Source organism: Pseudoxanthomonas sp. 68-E7 (genome assembly GCF_057773145.1).
Genome location: NZ_JBYMTI010000008.1, coordinates 79,726 through 100,479, shown reverse-complemented (window position 1 = coordinate 100,479; position 20,754 = coordinate 79,726). Strand labels below are relative to the sequence as shown.

At 64.4% G+C, this 20,754-nt stretch carries 19 protein-coding genes; 12 read left to right on the top strand and 7 right to left on the bottom strand.

The features are described 5' to 3' along the window. Positions 1 to 2 precede the first annotated feature (2 nt). Entirely contained in the window at positions 3 to 308 is a 306-nt protein-coding gene (locus tag AC3DE2_RS18325) for an XAC0095 family protein (RefSeq protein ID WP_295383403.1), read from the top strand. Positions 309 to 578: 270 nt separating this feature from the next. Beyond that, on the top strand, positions 579 to 3,347 hold the full coding sequence (locus AC3DE2_RS18320; protein ID WP_488427318.1) for a TonB-dependent receptor plug domain-containing protein: 2,769 nt from the start codon (positions 579 to 581) through the stop codon (positions 3,345 to 3,347). A 175-nt stretch (positions 3,348 to 3,522) separates the two neighbouring features. On the opposite strand, the gene AC3DE2_RS18315 is transcribed toward AC3DE2_RS18320, so the two are convergent. Beyond that, positions 3,523 to 3,837: a hypothetical protein gene (locus tag AC3DE2_RS18315; protein WP_488427317.1), complete on the bottom strand. Its 315-nt coding sequence runs from the start codon at positions 3,835 to 3,837 to the stop codon at positions 3,523 to 3,525. 623 nt (positions 3,838 to 4,460) lie between these two features. Between AC3DE2_RS18315 and AC3DE2_RS18310 the strand changes: the two genes are divergently transcribed. From AC3DE2_RS18310 to AC3DE2_RS18295, 4 genes are all read left to right on the top strand, one after another. After that, on the top strand, positions 4,461 to 4,832 hold the full coding sequence (locus AC3DE2_RS18310; RefSeq protein WP_295379364.1) for a YciI family protein: 372 nt from the start codon (positions 4,461 to 4,463) through the stop codon (positions 4,830 to 4,832). 298 nt (positions 4,833 to 5,130) lie between these two features. Then, positions 5,131 to 6,111, top strand: a complete 981-nt coding sequence (locus AC3DE2_RS18305) for an amidohydrolase family protein (RefSeq protein WP_488427316.1) — start codon at positions 5,131 to 5,133, stop codon at positions 6,109 to 6,111. 839 nt (positions 6,112 to 6,950) lie between these two features. Continuing rightward, the gene (locus tag AC3DE2_RS18300; RefSeq protein WP_488427315.1) at positions 6,951 to 7,142 is read left to right on the top strand and encodes a hypothetical protein; all 192 of its coding nucleotides are present in this window, start codon (positions 6,951 to 6,953) and stop codon (positions 7,140 to 7,142) included. Between the two features lie 383 nt (positions 7,143 to 7,525). After that, positions 7,526 to 8,293 carry a nuclear transport factor 2 family protein gene (locus AC3DE2_RS18295; protein WP_488427314.1) on the top strand — a complete coding sequence of 256 codons (768 nt, stop codon included), beginning with the start codon at positions 7,526 to 7,528 and terminating at the stop codon, positions 8,291 to 8,293. Positions 8,294 to 8,303: 10 nt separating this feature from the next. Here AC3DE2_RS18295 and AC3DE2_RS18290 read toward each other — a convergent pair whose 3' ends face one another. Then, positions 8,304 to 9,671, bottom strand: a complete 1,368-nt coding sequence (locus tag AC3DE2_RS18290; RefSeq protein WP_488427313.1) for a sensor histidine kinase — start codon at positions 9,669 to 9,671, stop codon at positions 8,304 to 8,306. 540 nt (positions 9,672 to 10,211) lie between these two features. Between AC3DE2_RS18290 and AC3DE2_RS18285 the strand changes: the two genes are divergently transcribed. From AC3DE2_RS18285 to AC3DE2_RS18265, 5 genes are all read left to right on the top strand, one after another. Beyond that, the gene (locus tag AC3DE2_RS18285; protein ID WP_295379111.1) at positions 10,212 to 10,511 is read left to right on the top strand and encodes an XAC0095 family protein; all 300 of its coding nucleotides are present in this window, start codon (positions 10,212 to 10,214) and stop codon (positions 10,509 to 10,511) included. Between the two features lie 478 nt (positions 10,512 to 10,989). Continuing rightward, on the top strand, positions 10,990 to 11,826 hold the full coding sequence (locus tag AC3DE2_RS18280) for a hydroxypyruvate isomerase family protein (protein ID WP_488427395.1): 837 nt from the start codon (positions 10,990 to 10,992) through the stop codon (positions 11,824 to 11,826). Positions 11,827 to 11,858: 32 nt separating this feature from the next. Beyond that, positions 11,859 to 13,544: a GMC oxidoreductase gene (locus AC3DE2_RS18275; RefSeq protein WP_488427312.1), complete on the top strand. Its 1,686-nt coding sequence runs from the start codon at positions 11,859 to 11,861 to the stop codon at positions 13,542 to 13,544. After that, the gene (locus tag AC3DE2_RS18270) at positions 13,544 to 14,125 is read left to right on the top strand and encodes a gluconate 2-dehydrogenase subunit 3 family protein (protein ID WP_488427311.1); all 582 of its coding nucleotides are present in this window, start codon (positions 13,544 to 13,546) and stop codon (positions 14,123 to 14,125) included. Before AC3DE2_RS18275 ends, AC3DE2_RS18270 begins: the two co-directional genes overlap by 1 nt. Before the next feature lie 43 nt (positions 14,126 to 14,168). Then, positions 14,169 to 14,912 (top strand): 3-keto-disaccharide hydrolase, encoded by a 744-nt coding sequence (locus AC3DE2_RS18265; RefSeq protein WP_488427310.1) that lies wholly within the window; start codon positions 14,169 to 14,171, stop codon positions 14,910 to 14,912. Positions 14,913 to 15,078: 166 nt separating this feature from the next. On the opposite strand, the gene AC3DE2_RS18260 is transcribed toward AC3DE2_RS18265, so the two are convergent. The 5 genes from AC3DE2_RS18260 to AC3DE2_RS18240 all read right to left on the bottom strand — a co-directional run bounded on the left by AC3DE2_RS18260 (position 15,079) and on the right by AC3DE2_RS18240 (position 19,613). Next, complete coding sequence (locus tag AC3DE2_RS18260) at positions 15,079 to 15,255, bottom strand: hypothetical protein (protein ID WP_488427309.1); 177 nt, start codon at positions 15,253 to 15,255, stop codon at positions 15,079 to 15,081. Continuing rightward, positions 15,255 to 16,109, bottom strand: a complete 855-nt coding sequence (locus tag AC3DE2_RS18255) for a sugar phosphate isomerase/epimerase family protein (RefSeq protein ID WP_488427308.1) — start codon at positions 16,107 to 16,109, stop codon at positions 15,255 to 15,257. The genes AC3DE2_RS18260 and AC3DE2_RS18255 overlap by 1 nt, the downstream gene beginning before the upstream one ends. Before the next feature lie 69 nt (positions 16,110 to 16,178). Further along, positions 16,179 to 17,303: a Gfo/Idh/MocA family protein gene (locus AC3DE2_RS18250; protein WP_488427307.1), complete on the bottom strand. Its 1,125-nt coding sequence runs from the start codon at positions 17,301 to 17,303 to the stop codon at positions 16,179 to 16,181. Between the two features lie 12 nt (positions 17,304 to 17,315). Further along, on the bottom strand, positions 17,316 to 18,533 hold the full coding sequence (locus tag AC3DE2_RS18245) for a nucleoside permease (protein WP_488427306.1): 1,218 nt from the start codon (positions 18,531 to 18,533) through the stop codon (positions 17,316 to 17,318). A 27-nt stretch (positions 18,534 to 18,560) separates the two neighbouring features. Continuing rightward, on the bottom strand, positions 18,561 to 19,613 hold the full coding sequence (locus AC3DE2_RS18240; RefSeq protein WP_295383054.1) for a sugar phosphate isomerase/epimerase family protein: 1,053 nt from the start codon (positions 19,611 to 19,613) through the stop codon (positions 18,561 to 18,563). 92 nt (positions 19,614 to 19,705) lie between these two features. Here AC3DE2_RS18240 and AC3DE2_RS18235 point away from each other — a divergent pair, with 92 nt between their 5' ends. Beyond that, complete coding sequence (locus AC3DE2_RS18235) at positions 19,706 to 20,710, top strand: LacI family DNA-binding transcriptional regulator (protein WP_295383055.1); 1,005 nt, start codon at positions 19,706 to 19,708, stop codon at positions 20,708 to 20,710. The last annotated feature ends 44 nt before the right edge of the window (positions 20,711 to 20,754 follow it).

The following is a 20,754-nucleotide window of genomic DNA, read 5'->3' as shown; positions in this document are numbered from 1 at the left end:
CGATGAGTTCCGACGCCCCCGCGACCCCGTTGCCACGCACGGGCTATTTCTTTTCCGAAGCCGCGATCTACGAGTTGAAGCAGTTGCGCAACCAGCTCAGTCTGATGAGTTGCCTCAGTGCCGCGTGCGCGGGCGATGAGGATCATGAGCCGACCATGGCGATTCACCGCTGGTACGCCAGTTTCGAGAACATGGGGCACCAGGTGGATCGGATCATGGGTCAGTCGGTGTGGATATCGGTGCGGCCGCCCGGCGCCGGTGACGGTTCCCGGCGCAAGGTGCTGAAGCGCAAGCGCGCGATGCGCTAGCGCCAATCTGTGCTCATGCCGGGGCGATGCGCGCCGCCCTGGCATGAACCGTCTGGAGGTCGATTCGATTGCGGTCGCGTGGCTTGCGCTCAAACTTGGTCGCGCTTCAAATGTGAGATTAAATACTTTGAAATCAAATACTTGCATGTAGTTCGTCCTCTTCCTATGTTCGTGGCCCGAACCATTGGAGGTTCGGACGCAGGGCGATTCGCGCTCTGCCTCGACTAAGGGGAAGTCATGCAAGTCCATCACGTATCAAGCCGCCGCCCTATGAGCGTGGCCATCGCCTTTGCTGTCGCGGCACTTTCCTTCCATGGGCCGACGCTGGCGCAGGAAGACAGCGATAAATCCGACCACACGCCATCCACCACCAACCTGGACAAGGTCACCATCACCGGCTCCCGCATCAAGCGGGTCGACGTCGAAGGTCCTTCGCCGGTCACCGTCATCACCGCGGACGACATCCAGAAGGAAGGGTTTTCGACGGTCTATGAAGCACTCTCCACGCTCAGCCAGTTCACCGGCAGCGTGCAGAACGAGCTCAATCAGAGCGGCTTCACGCCGAATGCGCAGTTCATCAACCTGCGCGGCCTGGGCCCGGGTTATCAGCTGGTCCTGCTCAACGGCAAGCGGATGGCCGACTATCCGATGCCCTACAACAGCCAGTCCAACGCCGTCAGCCTGAGCAGCATTCCGGCGGCGGCGGTGGAGCGCATCGAGATCATGACCGGTGGCGCCTCCGCTATTTATGGTTCCGATGCGGTGGCGGGCGTGATCAACATCATCACCAAGTCCAATTTCGAAGGCGACTCGCTGTATGTCCGGGGCGGCACGACCTCGCGCGGCGGCGGCGATACCGGCCTGTTCCAGTGGACCGGCGGCAAGTCCGGCGAACGCTGGAACCTGATCTACGCGCTGGAGTACTTGAACCGGGAATCCATTCTCGCTTCGCAGCGCGATTTCATGGATTCCTACCATGACAATCCCCGATACCGGGACGACCCGCACAACGCGACCGCCGCCAGCGGCGTGTATCTGTACCAGAATGGGCCGGGTTATGTGTGGCCCGACGCGAACGGAAAACTGAGCGGGTCGGTGGATGCGCTGCGCTCGGCCTGTGCGGCGACGTCCCCGGACTTCCAGCCCTTCCGGTCCGCGCGCAATATCGCCGACGAGAACCGCTGCGGTTACTTCGGCTATCCGGCCACGCAGTCCATCCAGAACGGTTTCGACAAGGCGTCGGCCTACCTGTCCGGGACGCTGGATTTCGGCCAGAACCTGCAGGTCTACGGCCAGCTGCTGTACACCCGCTCGAAGAACACCGGCGCGAGCGCGACGCGCTTCTGGCAGACCGCCGGCTGGGTGCATGACCCGGACCTCGGATACCTGCAGGCGCAACGCATCTTCACTCCCGCCGAGACCGGGGGGCCGCAGAAGTCCGTGTTCGAGGAAGAAACCTTCAGCCTGAACCTGGGACTGCGGGGCTCGTGGTGGGATGGGCGTTTCGATTGGGATGCCGGCCTCTCGCACGCGCGCTACGACATGACCATCGAGATGCCGTACTTCACGACGGACCGCATCAACGACTACTTCTTCGGCGACCTGCTCGGGTATGTCGGGACAAACAAGTATCCGAGCTATCACGTCCGGGTGGACCGCCTGTTCAGTCCGATGTCGCCGGCGGACTACCAATCGCTGATCACCACCGTCCATTCGACCGCCGAATCCCAATCCACCCAGGGCCAGTTCGCCGTCACCGGCGATCTGTTCGATCTGCCGGCCGGGCCGGTCGGCATGGCGTTCGTGCTGGAAGGCGCACGCCAGAAATACGCGATCAATCCGGATCCGCGCAGCACCCCTGACTACACCGGCAAGGACAGCATCTACAACCTGACCAGTACGCGGGGTGGGGGAAGCCGGGATCGCTACGCGCTCGGCCTGGAGTTTGGTGTGCCCATCCTGCACAACCTGAAGGCCAACCTGGCCGGACGCTATGACCGCTACGACGACCAGACCGATGTGGATGGCGCATTCACCTGGCAGGCGGGGCTGGAGTGGCGTCCCGTGAGTTCGCTGCTGCTGCGTGGCACCCACGCGACCAGCTTCCGGGCGCCCGACATGCACTATGTCTACTCGGGCAACTCCGGCGGCTATACCTACATCACCGACGCCTACCTCTGCCGGACGAAGGGCATCGACCCGACCTCCCCGGATTGCTCGGGTCCGGACTACAACTACCAGGTGTTCCGCACCTACGAGGGCCGGAAGGACCTGGTGGAGGAAGAGGGCCGCTCCAACACCGTGGGCGTGGTCTGGGACGTGATGGACCAGATGTCCGTGAGCCTGGACTACTACAGCATCAAGCTGGAAAACCAGGTGGGCGAAATCGATTCCGACTATCTGATGCGCACCTACGCCGACTGCCGCCTGGGCACGGACATCCGGGGCAACCCGGTGGACGGCGGTTCGCCTTCCTGTACCCACTTCATGGGTCTCATCAGTCGTGACGAGTCCTCCTTGGGCAATGGCAAGGTGGATCGTTACTCCGCCTATCCCGTCAACCAGTCGATGATCCGCACGGACGGATTCGATGTCGCCTGGAAGTACGCGCTGGACACGGACCGCCGGGGCAAGTTCAGCTTCCAGGCCAACTACACCCATGTCACGAAGCTGGATCTGCAGCGCTTCGCCGACGACGAGGTGGAGAACATCCGCGACGGCCGGCGTTACTTCAACTTCCGCAGCCGCGCCAACTGGATGGTCGGCTGGGAGAAGAACGACTGGCAGACCAACCTGTACGGATACCGCTACGGATCACTGCCCAGCTGGGACGAATCCACCCGCATCGCGCCGTACTTCCTCTGGAACCTGGACGTGCAGAAGAAGATCACGCCGAAAGCCACCATCGGCGTCAGCGTGGTCAACGTCTTCGACAACCTGCATCCCCGCGATGACAGCTACACCAGCTATCCCTACTTCTGGCGGGCCTTCAGCCCGGTGGGGCGACAGGTGTTCGCCAACTATCGGTATACATTCTGATTGCCGAACGCTCTTTGTGGTTCCCTTGGACCCGGCGCAAGCCGGGTCTTCTTTTTTCCCGGACAAACCCAGTGTTGGTCCGGCGGGTCTCGATATCCTGAAAGGCCCGGGCGTCCGGGGGTCTTCAGGGAGCATGGAAGGGCCGGCGGTAGCCGGCCCTTCCGCGAACGAGGGCCTAGTCGAAGTCCTCATCCTCGTCGTCATCTTCATCGACGGAAACTTCCTCCAGATCGTCTTCAATGTAGGTGGCATCGGACACCGTCGGCGTGTAGGCGCTCACCACCCCGTTTCGACTCGCGACCTCGAACCGGACTTCGATGTTGACGTCATCGGTCGAGATGTTGGCCACATACAGGCGTTCGAACTGGTATTCCCCGTCGCCAAGATGGCGTCGCCCGCTTTCCGCGAGTTCAAAGTCGGCTGCCTCCACGTCATAAAACTTTCCGTTGTCGGCGCGCACGCGTACGCCGCCACTGAGTGAATTGCTCATAGCACGTTCCTGATTCGTTGAAATTTATGGAAATGCCCGTCAGGCCGTGACAGCGTCAAAGCCGGATAGAGCATTCATGGGTCGGTCTTGACCGGTAAAGCGTGTGTAGCCAGGTAGATCTATCTCTATGGCGAGCCGCGGACTCCGAGATAGAAGAGGAGAATGTTCGCCGTGGCGTAGGCCTGGAACTTCTCACAGGGGGCCGGCGCCTGGAGCCGGCCTGTACCTTTCGCTTATGAGCAGGGCTCATTGAATCCAGGATTCCGTAGCGAAGCAGGCAATCCGCCTGCGAATCAATACTTCATGCTCGAACAGGAGGGTGGGAAGTGCTGGAACGCTATCACGGCGCCTGATCAGCCTGCAAGGGAGGCGGGCCGGGCCAAGATGCTGGGGGCAAAACCATGTCTGAGCCACAAAGGGTAGTGCTCGCCGGAATACGGCGGGCCATGAATCGAAATACGGCGCGCAAAGTGCGCGTCGATTGAAGCTGAAAAAAGGAGGAAGCGTATCTTTCATGGCGGGTAGCCCCGCAGGAAACGGTATGCCGCCCCTTTTTCCCGAGCACGGTCGATTTCCGGCCCTCCGCTTCGTCGTCAAACACACACTCATGCAAAGGAGCTCCCATGAAGTACCTCGGCCTGGCCTATTTCTCCCCGGAAAAGTTCGCCGCCATGAGTCCTGGCGACATCGAAGCGCTGGAGAGCCAATGCCCCGCGCTGGACGAGAAGATGCAGGCCACCGGCAAGATGCTCGTGTCCGCGTCGCTGGGCGATGCCGGCAGCTGGCGGACGCTCCGTCCGCGCAACGGCAGGACGCATGTCACCGATGGGCCTTACGCCGAGGCGAAGGAGGTCGTGGGCGGCCTGTTCATCATCGAGGCGGATAGCCCGGAGGAGGCACTGCGCATCGCCTCCATGCACCCGGCCGCCCAGCTGGGTGAAGAAGGCGGTTGGGCCGTCGAGCTCATTCCCATGGATTTCTACCTGGCACCCTGAGGGATCGAGCGCCGGCCGTGCGCCATCGCCGGGCTCGCCGGATATCAGGGGGGATTGAAGACGTGGACGACTCCCGTCGTCCGCCCACCCTCGATCTCCCATGCGACTCCGGAAGGCAACGGGGCCGGCGGCCCCACGGTCCAGCCGTAACAGCGGGATGGTCCAATACGGCGCGCCAAGGACAAGTCGATTGGCCGGATGGGGTTCCGTATCAGGCAGTCAGCGAACCCACTGATGCATTGGCCGTTGCTGCCCCGGAGTCGCGTTTCGCCCTGAAAAGTCCCTGGCGGATCAAGCGATGACTCGGCGCGCGATGATGAATGGCTACCACGCATATCCGTCCGGAAGACCGCAGCCAGCTGTCGGCCGTAGGAAGGGCAACGCCTGCCTGAGGCGGGTGCCGCTGCTGCTCTCGTGTCTGCTCGCCAGTTGCGCGACGACACCGCCATCGGGTGTCATCGATGTGCATGTGCACGGCGACCGGGATCCGGTCGCGCAGCTTGAGGCACTGCGTGCCGGTGGAATCACGACCATTGCGGTCAGTACGTCCTGGGAGGATCAACAGCGTTATGTCGAAGGGAAGCCGATGCGCGTATTGCATGGGCTCATGTTTCCCTGCCCCCTGGGCAAGGTGCCCTACAGCCTGCAGGACTGCCATGCCGATGGCCGCGAGTGGCCGGGGGTCGAATGGACCGAGGCGCAGATAAAATCCGGGCGCATCGACTTCCTGGGTGAAATTCTCACCCAGTACTACGGAGTATCGCCATCGGATCCCCGCATGGATCCCTATTATTCCCTGGCCGTCCGCTACGACCTGCCTGTAGGCATTCATACGGGATCAGCCGGCCCGGATCATGGCAGCCCGAACTTCCGCGAAGACCTGGGCAATCCCGTGTTGCTGCGGGATGTGTTGGTGCGCCATCCCGGCATGCGCCTCTGGATCATGCATGCGGGCGCACCGTTCTTCGACGAAACGCTTGCGCTCATGCGCGAGCACCCGAATGTCCATGCCGATATCTCGGTCATCAACAATCCGCGCATCGTGCCGCCCGAGGCCTTCGCGACCATGATGAAAGCGCTGATGGACGCCGGCCTCGGTGATCGGCTCATGTTTGGCAGCGACAACGCGGATATCGCCACAGTACACGCGTCGCTCGACGCGCTCACATTCCTGGATGCCACGCAGAAGCAAGCCATTCTGCGCGGCAATGCCGAGCGCTTCTTTCGTATTGAACATGGCGCTCGGGAAATTACCCCTGGCCGTATGCGGAAAGACTAGCGTGGTCTGACCGGTTCACCGAGGCCGAAGCCACTGACTGCGGTCGGCATCGACACCGGACAGAGGCGGAAGCTTCTGCCACCATCCCCCCAATCCGGCGAAAGCCGGATTTTTTTGACGTTCAGCGGAACGAATCGTATACGGGGTTCGCCCGGCAAGTAACTCCAGCGTGGGACACCAGGTTATCGATTGCTAGTTCATGCAGACCCGCAAGAGACGCGGATCTCATCAAAGCATGTCAGAATGATAAGCAAGACTATAGCGTCGACGCGAAGAGCCAGGATGGGAACAGGTCAATGTGCGGACACAGTCATTGGGGTTTTTTGGGCGAATGAGCGGGTGTTTTTTAAAAGAAAATGTGCTTCATCCTATAAAACAGACTTCGGTTCGCAAAAAAACAAGAGGTCTGCGAAGAGCTTCTTGAGTGTACTCCCTATCAAAACTACTGGGGCAGTCATGCAGGGCGGGCGAGGGAGAGCATGATGCTTGACGAGAGATCGCGACGCGCTTTTGGGACGCTGTTCCTTATATTCTCAGTCATCATCTTCTGCGCGGCCGCGAACGGGCTTTACGAATACTATCTAACGGGACATATCAGTTTTGGGCGTGGTGTTCGAAGGATTGACGGTCCCTTGGCCGCGGTAGTGCATGTTTGTGCTTTGTTCGGCGCCCCGGTTGCATGTCGGAATTCACTAAGAATGATGTTTTCACACAAGCCGTAGAATAGATTGACGGTCCGGATGATCGCTAGGCACATGGTTGAAGGGTGCCGTGGAATTAGTATGTGGATTGGTCGGAAATCCCTGTGATCCCTGTGAGGGAGAGGAATGGAGCCGATGATGCTCAAGAAGAACCTTCTGTCGATCGCAGCAGTTCTTTTTGGATTCCTGGCCGTGAACTGCGTAATCGGGCTTGCATTGATGATCTATTTCAAGCGCGCTTTCACACCGGAGATGGCTGCTTTGGCTTGCCTCATCGCCTTTTTTTCAGGATTGGCCAAATACACTTGGGGACTAGCCAGAGTAGGGTAGGGCCTGCATCAGGTCTTGCCGCGCCGCCCGGTATTTCCGCGAAGGGCTTCCTGCCAGCTCCGGGTACAGGATGTGCGTAAGGCTTGGGTGCTTACGCCATTGTCGTGCCGTGATCGCATTCAAGCCAGCGCCGCTTCGCGGCGCGGCTTGATTCAGGCATTGCTGACGTCCGTTCCCGGCCGGCATCGGAACTCCAGCGTGCAACAGGGGCCAGAGCAGCCTTTCATTCTCGGTAGCTGATCAGGAAAAAAGGCTCTGGCCCCTGTTTTTTCGCGGCAAGATGCTGAATCCGAATCCTGCTCCTCCGGCAGGGTGACCTCTGGCCCGTGACACAGGTACCTGGCTGCTCTCCAATCGTGTTCGTCCGTCATGAGGATGGGAACATGAAGATCACCCCGTACCTGATTGCCCTGCCGCTTCTCATGGCCGCCATGGCAGCGGGTGCGGCCGATAACGAAGAGGGACAGGTCCGCGCGGCCGATGCCAGGTTCTGGCAGGCGTACAACGCCTGCGACATGAAAGCGATGGGAGACCTGCTCACCGCCGACGTCGAGTTCTACCACGACAAGACCGGTTTGACCGCTTCACGCCAGGCGTTGGTCGAATCGCTGCGCAAGGGCCCTTGCGCCGATCCGCGCATGCGACTGCGGCGCGAGGCGGTTGAGGGAAGCCTGGAATTCCATCCGCTCAAGGGTGGCTATGCCCTCCTGTCCGGGACGCACCGTTTCCATGTTCGGGAAGGGGATCATCCCGAACGGCTGGATGGACAGGCCGAGTTCACCAGTGTCTGGAAGCTGGGTGACGGGCAATGGCGCATGCATCGCGTGCTAAGCTACGACCATGGCCCGGCACCCTACACGCCGCCTCCCGTTTCGTTGACGCTTCCTGCATCGATACTGGCGACGTACGCGGGTCGTTATCGTTCTTCCCGCATCGGCGACATACTCGTCGCCATCGAAGGCGACCACCTGAAGCTCACGGCGGGCAGCTTCGTGGCAACGCTCTACCCGGAAACGCGGACCCGCTTCTTCGCCATGGAGCGGGACCTGCGTTTCGAATTCGAAAACAGGGAAAACGGAAACGCACGGGCATTGGCCGTGTACGAGAATGGCGCGGTCAGCGAACGCGCGACGCGGGTCGGGCCGGATTAGACGCCAGCCGTCACCCGGCGGCCGACGCCAGGGGAAGCGTGACAACGACGGAGGTGCCGCCCGTGGGCGGGCATTCGATCCGGATCCCGCCGCCCGCATCCACCACGATGTCGCGCACCACGGACAGGCCCAGGCCGGTGCCTTCGCCTTTGGGCTTGGTGGTGAAGAACGGCGTGAACACGCTGGCCCGTATCGATTCGGGTATCCCGGGGCCGTTGTCGCTGAGGGTCAGCGTGAGCGAGTTGGTCGCGTCGTTCCGTGCGGCGATGAGGCGGAAGGATCCCCCTTCCGGGAGCGCATCCCTGGCATTGCCGGCGATGTTGAGCACCGTCAGCTCGAAGTTGCCCTTGTCCATATGAAGGGGAAGGGGAGCCTCCGGCCGCTCCAGCGACAGACGGATCTCCGGGCCGAGCAACTGGTGAAGCATCGTCTGCAGTTCGTGCAGTGCGGCGCCGGCATCGAAGGTTTCCGGATGGGAGACGTCCAGGCGGCTGAAATTCAGCAGCTTCCGGCTGACCGCCATGGCGCGGCGGGCTGCCATTTCCACGCGTTCCAGCGCCGATACGAGTGCCGGCGCACCGCCATCGGCGGCCAGCCGATCCCGTTTCTGGGCGTAGCCCAGGATGATGGTGAGGACGTTGCCGAAGTCGTGTGCGAGACCGCTGGCCAAGCGTCCCGTCAGATCCATCTTCCGCGAATGGAACAGTTGCTCGCGCGTGCGATCGCGCTCGGCGATTTCTTCCTCCAGGCGCGCATAGGCCAGTTCCAGCGCCCGGTTGCGCTGTTCGGATTCCTCCAGGCTGTTGCGCAGCGCGGCCACCGTGCGATCCAGCACCAGCGCGATGATGAGCCAGATTCCGGCAATGGAAATGGTCTTGCCGACGGTCGAGGCCACCGGCGCCGCGTCGGCGCGGAACATGTCCAGGGCCATGCAGGCCAGCAGCATCACCGTCAGCGCGCCCAGCATCATCCACAGGGCACGCCGGCCCATTACCAGGCCGGCCAGCGACAGCAGCACCAGCGGGATCGGGTCCAGGCCAACCCGCACCAGTCCGACGCTGGCATAGGCGATGCCGACGCACACGGACGCCACGGAGAGAAACAGCGCCACGCCCTTGCGGAAACGACCCCGGCGGATCAGCCACAGGGCAACCCATGCCGAACCGACGAGCAGGGTATCGGTGGCCAGGTCCGCGGACAGCTGCAGGGTGCCCGGCCGGGGAGCCTGTCCTGAACTCACCGCGTAAAGGAAGATCGCCTTGTTGAGCGGGACGAAGATGCCGAAGAAAAGCAGGAGCACCTGCAGGAACGGCGCATTGCGCCGATCCACCGGGTGGGACGAGGGCGCGCTCCGCAACCAGCGAAGAAAGCGCTTCATGGCGCATCCTTCGTAGCGCTGGCAGTGGGCTCGGCAGGCGCTGTTTCCAGCGTGCGTTCGGGAACGGGCGAGGCACGCGTGGGGTCCGGCATTTTCCACCGCTGTCTGGAAGATGGACGATTATAGGCAGGGCAGGCCGGGAAAAAATGAGGCGGAACACGCGCTGGATCCGAGCCTTTGCAATCGGGTGCCCGGGTATCGACATTCGCCCGGGACGCGGTCGGCGCGGGTACCCACCAGTCATCCCACTAACATTGAACGCCAAGGCATTGAACGCTTTCGATGGCGAAGGCAGACTCGTCGCCGGAGCTCCAAAACTCCTTCGTAACGTAGAGCCACCGACGAAGCTTCTGGTGGCCTTCTTTTGTACCAGCATCATCGGTACTTCCGACGCAAGGAAAGTTCAGCGTCGGGAGGGCGGCTAATACAAGACCTCTTCCGAGGGAATACGCCCGCCGACGTTACGCGGTTTTGGCCTCCCGACATCCCCCTGCCCCTGCGGCAGGCGGGATTCTTTCTCTACGGAATGGAGTACCGCCCATGAGTTCGACCTCCCCTTCGCCGGCTGCGCGCCGCACCGGCTTCCTGTTTTCCGAATCGGCTTTCTACGAGTTGCGGCAGTTGCGCAACCATCTCAAGTTGATGGGCTACCTCAGCGCCGCGTGCGCGGGTGATGAAACGCACGAGCCCACCATGGCCATCCATCACTGGTATGCAGGCTTCGACAGTCTGGAACGGCAGGTCGGGCAGCTCATGAGCCGGGCGGAGTGGATATCGGTCGGGACGGATGGAGCCGCGAAGAGACGAAGGCGCTCACGGCGCAAGCGCGCGCCGCGCTAGCCACGCGGATTCGTTCGCCATGCCAGGCGGCGGAAGTCCGTCCTGGCATGTGCGGATCTTCAAGAATCAGCGCGGCGTGCCTGCACAACCGGACCGGGTCACGCAGACGACTCGGTCGCAAGAATCTTTGTCGCATTCCCCTGCATGGTTTTGCATGAGTTGCGACGACGCGCGAACCTGCGTTGTGCCGTGCAGCATAAGATCCTGTGCGCGGAGTCTTGCATGAACACGCGGGGCTGCTTTATGGTGCAATCGATTGCATCAGGGCGAATCTTCGAGGTTTCGTGCCGGTTGGGAGGCCGGGGATGGATGGATGTCTATTCGATCGGACCGGTGCGCCGCGTGGGCGGCCGGTGTGCTTCCCGTGGCAGGGGCGACGCCTCGAAAGATTCGTTTGAGCAAGCTTTCTTTTGGTGAGGACGCCGGGATGAGCCCCCTGGACCCGAAGTTCACAAGACGAAGCGCGTTGCGCGCGGCGATGTTGGGCGGCCTTGGACTGGCGACCGCCGGTGTGGTGCCTGCCGGTTTCGCCGCCGAGAAGCCGCTTGCGTTGAAGGGCAAACTGAAGCATTCGGTCGCCCGCTGGACGTTCCCGGACCTGTCCGTCGCGCAGCTTTGCCAGGCGGTGAAGGACATCGGCTTTTCCGCCATCGACCTGGTCGGCCCGGACGACTGGCCGACGCTGAAGGCGCATGGCGTGTTCAGCTCGATGTGCAATGGCGCGGAGATCAACCTGGTGAAGGGTTTCGCCGGGGCCGAATTCCACGATGAACTGGTGGCGCGCTACACCCGCCATATCGATCTGGTCGCCGATGCCGGCTACCGCAACCTCATCTGTTTTTCCGGCAACCGCAACGGCATGGATCCCGAGCAGGGGCTGGCCAATGCCGAGGCGGGACTGAAGCGCATCCTCGGCCATGCCGAGAAGCGCGGCGTGATGCTGGTGATGGAACTGCTGAATTCCAAGGTGGATCACCACGACTACCTGTGTGATCACTCCGAGTGGGGCGTGGCGCTGTGCAAGCGGCTGGGGTCGAGGAACTTCAGCCTGCTGTACGACATCTACCACATGCAGATCATGGAAGGCGACGTCATCGCCACCATCCGCAAGCACCACGAATTCTTCACCCATTACCACACGGCGGGGGTGCCGGGGCGGCACGAAATCGGCGACGACCAGGAACTCAACTATCCCGCCATATGCCGCGCCATCCGCGACACCGGTTTCGACGGGTACCTGGCCCAGGAGTTCATGCCTGCCGCGCCGGATCCCGTCCGCTCCTTGCGTGAGGCGATTCGCCTCTGCGACGTCTGAAACAGCTATCCACCCAGGGAAAAAGAGTACCCATGGCAGACAATCACTACGACGCCATCGTCGTTGGCTCAGGAATCAGTGGCGGTTGGGCTGCCAAGGAACTGACCGAGAAGGGCCTGAAGGTCCTGATGCTGGAGCGCGGTCGTAACATCGAGCACGTCAAGGACTACGTCAATGCGATGAAGGAGTCCTGGGACTACCCGCATCGCGGCCGGCCGACCCAGGCGATGAAGGCGGATCATCCGGTGCTGATGCGCGACTACCCGCTCTCCGAGGAAACGATGGGGATGTGGGCGGACGAGAAGGATTGCCCGTATACGGAAACCAAGCGCTTCGACTGGTTCCGCGGCTATCACGTCGGCGGCCGTTCGCTGCTGTGGGGCCGGCAGAGCTATCGCCTGTCGGAGATGGACTTCGAGGCCAACCTCAAGGAAGGCATCGCCGTCGACTGGCCGGTCCGCTATGCCGACATCGCACCCTGGTACGACTACGTCGAGAAGTTCGCCGGCATCGCCGGCACCCGCGAGGGGCTGGACGTGCTGCCCGACGGCGAGTTCCTGCCGCCGATCCCGCTGAACATCGTCGAGAAGGACGTGGCGGCGCGGATCAAGCAGGCTTTCGGCGGCACCCGCCACATGATCCATTCGCGCACCGCCAACATCACCCAGCCCAAGCCCGAGCAGGGCCGGGTCAACTGCCAGTACCGCAACAAGTGCATCCTGGGCTGCCCCTACGGCGCGTACTTCTCGACCCAGTCGGCGACGCTGCCGGCGGCGATGAAGACCGGCAACCTCACCCTGCGCCCGTTCTCGATCGTCAAGGAAGTGCTGTACGACAAGGATCGCAAGCGCGCGCGCGGCGTGGAGATCATCGATGCCGAGACCGGCCAGACCTACGTGTACACGGCCAAGGTCATCTTCCTCAATGCCTCCTCGTTCAACTCCACCTGGGTGCTGATGAACTCGGCGACCGACGTGTGGGAAGGCGGCCTGGGTTCCTCGTCCGGCGAGCTGGGCCACAACGTCATGGACCATCATTTCCGCGTCGGCGCGTCCGGCCGGGTCGACGGCTACGAGGACAAGTACTACTTCGGCCGCCGTCCCTGCGGCTTCTACATTCCGCGCTTCCGCAACGTCGGCAACGACAAGCGCGATTACCTGCGCGGCTTCGGTTACCAGGGCGGCGCCAGCCGCTCGGGCTGGTCGCGCGAGATCGCCGAACTCAACGTCGGCGCCGAGCTGAAGGACGCACTGACCGTGCCGGGCGACTGGTCCATTGGCATGACCGCTTTCGGCGAGATGCTGCCCTACCACGAGAACCGGATCAGCCTGGATCCGGACCGCAAGGACAAGTGGGGGCTGCCGGTGCTGGCGATGGACGTGTCCATGCGCGAAAACGAGTTGGCCATGCGCCACGACATGGGCGCGGACGCGGCCGAGATGCTGGAGGCCGCGGGCGTCAAGGACGTCAAGACGCACGACAGTGACTATGCGCCGGGCATGGGCATCCACGAAATGGGCACGGCGCGCATGGGCCGGGATCCGAAGAGCTCGGTGCTGAACAAGCACAACCAGGTCTGGGATGCGTCCAACGTCTATGTCACCGATGGCGCCTGCATGACCTCCAGCGCCTGCGTGAATCCGTCGCTGACCTACATGGCGATGACGGCGCGCGCAGCCGACCACGCGGTGCGCGAACTCAAGGCGGGGAACCTGTGATGGAACGTCGTGAACTCCTGAAGATGATCGCCGCCGCCACCGGCGCGGCCATGATTGGCGTGCCGGGCCTGGTGTTTTCCCAGGCGCCGGGTACCGCGGGTGCGACGGGCGCCTTTTCGGCCACCGACATCGCCCTGCTGGACGAGATCGCGGACACCATCCTGCCGCGGACCAGGACGCCCGGCGCGAAGGATGCGGGCGCGGGCCCGTTCATGGCGCTGTACGTGACCGATTGCTACACGCCGGAGCAGCAGGCGATTCTCCGCGCGGGGCTGGCCGACATCGACAAGCGCGCCGGCGGCCGCTTCATCGCGCTCGCGCCGCAGGCCCGCACGGAACTGCTGCGCAGCCTGGATGCCGAAGCCCGCAAGCAGATCAGCGCGACGGCGGCGGCCGCCGGCGGAACCCATCAGGGGCCGGTCAAGCCGCATTACTTCACGATGCTCAAGCAGCTGTCGATCTTCAGCTTCTTCACCTCGCAGGTGGGCGCGAACGAGGCGCTGCAGTATGTCGCGGTGCCGGGTCGTTACGACGGCGACATGCCCTACGTGCCGGGTACGCCCGCGTGGGCGACCGACTGAGCGACTTCACCGATTTGCCTGATCCGCGTACGCGGGGGACATGATGAGCAAACCAATCTTGATGGCTGCCTGCCTGCTGGCCGCGGGCCCCGCGTTCGCGCAGGCGCAGCCCGACCCGGCGCGTGATCCCGCGAAGACCGAGGTCTGGAAGCCGGTTCCGGCCAGCGTGGCGACGCCCGAGCACGCCGCCCCGTCCGATGCGGTAGTGCTGTTCGGCGGCAAGGATCTTTCGGCCTGGGAAGGCGAGCAGGGCGGCCCCGCGCCGTGGACCGTCGCCGATGGCGCGGTCACCGTGGTGCCGGGCAGCAAGGGCATCCGCACCAGGCAGCGCTTCTGCGACATCCAGTTGCACGTCGAATGGCGTACGCCGACCGAGACGAAGGGCTTCGACGGCCAGCATCGCGGCAACAGCGGCATCTTCCTGCAGGAAGTCTACGAGCTGCAGGTGCTGGACAGCTGGAACAACCCGACCTACGCCAACGGCCAGGCAGCCTCGATCTACAAGCAGTCGATTCCGCTGGTGAACGCTTCGCGCGCGCCGGGCCAGTGGCAGGCCTACGACGTCATCTGGAAGGCACCGCGCTTCTCGGAAGGCGGCGGCCTGCTGTCGCCCGCGCGCATCACCGTGCTGCACAACGGCGTGCTGGTGCAGGACGACACCGTGCTGTCGGGCAAGACCGAATACATCGGCGCACCTTCGTATCCGCCGCACGGCTGCGCGCCGATCTACCTGCAGGACCACGATTCCAGGGTCAGCTACCGCAACATCTGGGTGCGCGAGCTGTAAGCGGCCGGCGCGGAGCTGGCCTCCGCGCCTTCACGATTCATTGCTGCAGGAAGGCCGCGGAGGTCGTCGACCCACCGGTTCTGACAGATCGCCGAAGGGTGGCGTCATGCCGCCGCCCTTGCAGGTGCGTTCCTTGATCGGGTGCGGGTCCAGCCACGTGCCGACATCAATCAGCGCAGGGAATGCCTGCGCGGTTGGCGCCGTGGCGGACCACGCAGTTCGCGACATGAACCCAGGCATCCACCGCGGTGTTATCGATGAAAGCGGCGCTGACCGCCGCCGCCAGGACAAGCAAGGGCAGGCTGGCGACGCCGATGGATTCCGGCGTCGCCAGCCCGCGCATCACTGCGTGGCGGCGGCCGGCAGCTGTTCGCGCAGGAAATCCGCCCCGACCTTGACGACGGCGGCGGGATCGCGCGGTTCATCGTGTTCGATGACGTACCACTGCACACCGGCCTTGCGGGCGGCGGGCAGGATGGCCTTCCAGTCCAGCACACCCTGGCCCAGCGCGGCGAAACCGCCTTCGTCCCTGGCCTCGCCCTTCGGTGCGTTGTCCTTGGCGTGCACCGCGAACACCCGTCCGCTGAACTTGGCCAGCATGGCGGCCGGGTCGTAACCGGCGCGCGCCACCCAGGCCAGGTCCAGCTCGGACTTGAGCGTGGGGCCGGCCGCGTCGAACAGCAGCTCCAGGCCGGTCTTGCCGCCGAAATCGACCAGCTCGAAGTCATGGTTGTGATAGGCCAGGGTCATGCCCCTGGCCTGGACCTGCTTGGAGATTTCACCCAGTTCCCGGCCCAGCGCGGTCCAGCCGGCGGCATCGGTCGGGCGCTCCTTGTCACCCAGGTACGGCACGACCAGATAGGTGTTGCCGAGGGCCTGGTTGAATGTGACCACGCTGTCGAGGTCCTTGCGCAGATCGGCCAGCTGCACATGCGTGGAGACCGCCTTGATCGCGTACTTGTCCAGCAGCTGCTTGAGTTCCTGCGCGGTGACGTTCTGGGTGCCGACCGTCTCCACCGCGTGGACGCCCGCGTCATGGACGATCTTCAGCTGTTCGTCGAGCGTGGCGACGTTGCGCAGCGTGTACATCTGGACCGCGATGGGCGGGTCGTGGCGGGCGGCGTCCCTGGCGAAGCCGGGCGCGGCGGCCAGGAGCAGCAGCGCGGCGGCCGCGATCTTGCGTGGGGTGGTGCTCATCATGGTGTCCTCCCGGGATGCTGATGACTGCGGACTGGGAAATGGAACAGGAAAGGGAATCACCTTCGTTCAACCGATGGAGGTCCAGGCGCGCGTCCTGGCCGAGGCGATGACGCGATCGACGATCAGCGCCGAGCGCAGGCCGTCCTCGAAGGTCGGCAGGCCTTCCGGCCGCTCGGCGACGATGGCGCGATAGGTGTCGGCGACGAAGGCCTCGAAGCAGTTGCCGTAGCCCTGCGCATGGCCGGCCGGAAATACCGACAGCCGGCGCTGCTCGGCGCTGCCGGCGCCCGGACCGCGGGTGAAGATCTCCTCGCGCTGATCGGGCAGGCCGATCCATAGGCGCTCGCAATCCTCCTGGTCGAACGCGACCGCGGCCTTGGCGCCGTCGATCTCGAACCACAGGCGGTTGCGACGTCCGGCCGAGACCTGGCTGACGGTGAGCGAGGCGAGGGTGCCGTTGCCGGTCTTGAACATCGCGGCGGCGACGTCCTCGCTCGACACCGCCTGGGTCGCGCCCCCCGCCGCCGGGGTGGCGAAGCTCTGCCCGGTGGCGGCGGCGCGCTCGGCGATCACCGTCTCGAAGACGGCGCTGACGTCGACGAAGCGCTCGCCGCTGACCCATTCCACCAGGTCGCACCAGTGCGAGCCGATGTCGGCGAACACGCGCGAAGCGCCGCCCAGCGCCGGATCCACGCGCCAGTTGTTGCTGGCCGGATCCAGCAGCCAGTCCTGCAGGTAGCTGCCGTGGATCAGGCGCAGCGGGCCCAGTTCACCCTGGGCGATGCGCGCGCGTGCCTCGCGCACCACCGGGTGATAGCGGTAGACGAACGGCACCGTGGCGACCAGGCCCGTGGAGGCGGCCAGGGCCGCCAGGGCGCGGGCATCGTCCAGCGTGGTGGCCAGCGGCTTTTCGCAGATCACGTGCTTGCCGGCTTCCAGCGCGGCCTGGGCCATCGCCCGGTGCAGATGGTTGGGCGTGCACACGTGGACGACCTGCACCTGCGGATCGGCCAGGGCTTCCTCGATATCGTGATAGGCGCGCGGGAGGTCCCACGCCTGCGCGATGTCCTTCGCGCGCTCCGGCGAGGAGCCGACCACGCCGCGCACGGCGGCGCCGGCCAGCAGCGCCGCGCGACGATGCACGGCGCCGATCATGCCGGTGCCCACGATGACGATGCCAAGCTTGCTCATCGGTCTGGATTCTCAGTGTGTGGAAGGTGCGGCGGCGGTCGCCGGCTTTTCGCGGAACAGGAACAGGAAGGCGATCAGTACGATCAGCGCGACGCCCGCCGGGAACAGCCAGATCTGGCGCCAGTCCGGACCCGCCGCGGTGGTGTAGTGCTCCACGACCGCACCGGACAGGAAGGTGCCGATCAACATGCCGACGCCGTAGGTCGCCAGGGTGATGAAGCCCTGCGCGCTGCTGCGGGTCTCGGGGCCGGCGTGGGCGTCGGTGTAGATCTGGCCGGTGACGAAGAAGAAGTCGTAGCAGATGCCGTGCAGCACGATGCCGATCACCAGCAGCGGGAAGCCGCTGCCGGCGTCGCCGTAAGCGAACATGCCGTAACGCAGCACCCAGGCCGCCATGCCGACCGCCAGCATGGTCTTGACCCCCAGCCGCACGAACAGGAACGGCATGGCCAGCATCAGCAGCACTTCGGATACCTGGCCCAGCGACTGCAGGCCGGCGGCGCCGCGCACGCCCAGATCGTTGAGGTAGGGATTGGTGAAGTTGTAGTAGAACGACAGCGGCACGCAGATCGCGATCGAGGCCAGGAAGAACACCAGGTACGAACGCGACTTCAGCAGGCGCAGCGCGTCCAGTCCCAGGATCTGCCCGAGTCCGGCGTTGCGCTGCCGCGCCAGCGGCGGCGTGTGCGGCAGGGTGAGCGCATACAGGCCCAGGGCCAGCGAGGCGGCCGCCGCCATGCGGAAGGTGAGCTCAAGCCGGTGCGCCTGTTCCCAGCCCAGCCAGCCGATCAGCACGCCGGCGACGATCCAGCCGATGGTGCCGGAGACCCGCACCAGCGGGAACTGCTTTTCCGGCGACTGCATGTGCCGCATCGCGATGCTGTTGACCAGCGCCAGCGTCGGCATGAACAGCAGCATGTAGATCATCACGCAGGTCGCGAAGGTGTTGAAGCTGGTGGCCGTGGAGGCGACCCACATCAGCACCGCGCCGGCCAGGTGCAGCGCCGCCAGGATGCGCTGCGCGGCGAAGTAGCGGTCGGCGATCAGGCCGACCAGGAACGGCGCGACGATGGCGCCGATGGACTGGCTGAGGAAGGCCGTCGCCACCTGGCTCGCGCTGGCCTGCAACGGGCCCTGCACCAGGTAGGTGCCCAGGGTGACGAACCACGCACCCCAGATGAAGAACTGAAGGAACATCATCGCGCTCAGGCGCGACATGGTGAACGTCATGACTTCCCCTCCCAGGTCGGTGTTGGTTCAAATCCCCAGCATGCCGCGCAACGCTTCCGGATCCGCGCCGCTGTCGGCGAAGTCGTCGAAGGCGCGCTCGGTGACGCGGATGATGTGGTCGCGGATGAAGGGCGCGCCTTCGCGCGCGCCGTCTTCCGGATGCTTCAGGCAGCACTCCCATTCCAGCACGGCCCAGCCGGGGAAGTCGTACTGGGCGAACTTGGAGAAGATCGCCTTGAAGTCGATCTGGCCATCGCCCAGCGAGCGGAACCGGCCGGGACGATCGATCCAGTTCTGGTAGCCACCGTAGACGCCGCTGCGCGCGCTGGGGCGGTACTCGGCGTCCTTGACGTGGAAGACGCCGATGCGGTCGTGGTAGCGATCGATGAAGCCGAGATAGTCCATCTGCTGCAGCAGCAGGTGGCTGGGGTCGTAGAGGATCTTCGCGCGCGGATGGTGGTCGACGACGTCGAGGAAGCGCTCGAAGGTCGCGCCGTCATGCAGATCCTCGCCCGGGTGGATTTCGTAGCACAGGTCCACGCCGCAGGCGTCGAAGACATCCAGGATCGGGCGCCAGCGGCGGCCGAGTTCGGCGAAGGCTTCCTCCACCAGGCCGGCCGGGCGCTGCGGCCAGGGATAGAAATACGGCCACGCCAGCGCGCCGGAGAAGGTGGCATGCGCGGTGAGTCCCAGGCGCTGGCTGGCCTTGGCCGCCAGCTTGACCTGCTCGACCGCCCAGGCCTGCCGGGCGGCCGGATTGCCGCGCAGTTCCGGCGGCGCGAAACCGTCGAACAGGGCGTCGTAGGCGGGGTGGACGGCGACCAGTTGTCCCTGCAGGTGGGTGGACAGCTCGGTGATCCGGATGCCGTGCCCGGCGAGCATGCCGGCGACGTCGTCGCAATAGGCCTGGCTCTGCGCGGCCTGGGCGAGATCGAAGATGTGGGGCGCGCTGGTCGGCACTTGTACGCCAGAATAGCCAAGCCCGGCGGCCCATCCGGCCAACGTGTCCAACCGATTGAAAGGAGCCTCGTCACCGATGAACTGCGCCAGGAACAGCGCTGGACCCTTGAGTGTTTTCACGGCAATCCGCCCTGATGCAATCGATTGCATTATCCTAGCATGGGCCCACCGGAACACGTGTTGTGCGCCGCATCGGGGAACCCGGGACTGACATGGCGACCATCTACGACATCGCGAAGCACGTCGGCGTCTCGGCCGGCACCGTCTCGCGCGCGCTGTCGCGGCCGGAGAAGGTCCTGCCGGCCACGCGCAAGCGCATCGAACAGGCCGCGGCCGCGCTGGGCTATGTCCCCAACACCGTGGCCCGGACGCTCAAGACCCAGCGCAGCAGCAAGATCCTGGTCACCGTCCCGGACATCGCCAATCCGTTCTTCGCCCAGATCCTGCAGGGCGCGGAAGAAGCCGCGCAGGCCGCCGACTACGCGGTCCTGCTGGGCGATACCCAGCACCAGCCGGATCGGGAGGAGCGCTACGCGCAGATGCTTCCCCGCAACGAGGCCGATGGCCTGATCGTGCTGGGGCACCGGCTGCCACCGACGGCGCAGGAACTCGTCCGGCAACTGGGCGCCAATGCGCCGGTGGTCAACGGCAGCGAATTCGATCCGGCGCTGGGCATTCCCAGTGTCCACATCGACAACGCCGCCGCTTCGCGCACGGCGATGGAACATCTCTACGGATTGGGCCACGAGCGGATCGCCGTGGTCGGTGGCCCGACCGACAATCCCCTGCACCAGCAGCGATTGGAAGGGGCCAGGCACGCGGCCCGGGCGCGCGGTCGCCTGCGCCAGCTGACGGTCGTCCCGGGCGATTTCTCGGTCGAATCCGGCTACGCGGCGGCGAAACAGCTGCTGGGCCAGGCCAACCCGCCGACCGCCGCGTTCTGCTTCAGCGACCAGATGGCGCTGGGCATGCTCGCTGCGTGCCGCGACCTGGGCATCCGCGTGCCCGAGGATTTCTCGATTGTCGGCTTCGACGATCTGGCCTCCTCGCGCTATCTCAATCCGCCGCTGACCACCATCAGCCAGCCCATGCGCGAGATCGGCGTGCGCGCGGTCAAGCTGCTGCTCGCGATCATCGAAGGCGTGGACGTGCCGCACCAGCAGACCCTGGATTTCAGCCTGATGCTGCGCGGATCGACCGCTGCGCCCGCGGGGTAGGGCACGGCGACATCGGCATCTGCGTGGCAGCGGCCGAACTGCCG